General features: G+C 38.8%; 1 protein-coding gene. It reads right to left on the bottom strand.

Going from position 1 to position 289, the window contains the following annotated elements:
• On the bottom strand, positions 1-289 hold a 289-nt coding region (locus tag R0K30_RS21575; protein ID WP_410612848.1), incomplete at both ends, for a MobA/MobL family protein.

Below are 289 nucleotides of genomic sequence, written 5' to 3'. Positions count from 1 at the left end.
CATTAAAACGCTTAAAGTATTGGTCTGGATCGCGCTCTATACCGTCAATTAAACGCTCGCTGAACATTATATGAGCATGTGGTTGTTCTAAACCGTCCATAGCTAAAGGGTTATGTATGGCATATTGATAAGCATGTTTTTCACCAATTTCTTGATGAATCCACTCTTTAATCAATTCATGGCGTTGGTCTGCTGTTAGCTCTCTTGGTAAAGCAATCACATGCTCTCGATAAGATGTACCATTTTTTCGCTCTTTATCATCGGACATTTTCCAGAAAAAATTGGGGTC

It is taken from the genome of Bacillus sp. SIMBA_154, assembly GCF_046536015.1.
GTDB classification, from domain to species: domain Bacteria; phylum Bacillota; class Bacilli; order Bacillales; family Bacillaceae; genus Bacillus; species Bacillus pumilus_P.
This window is presented reverse-complemented; position numbering and strand designations above follow the sequence as displayed.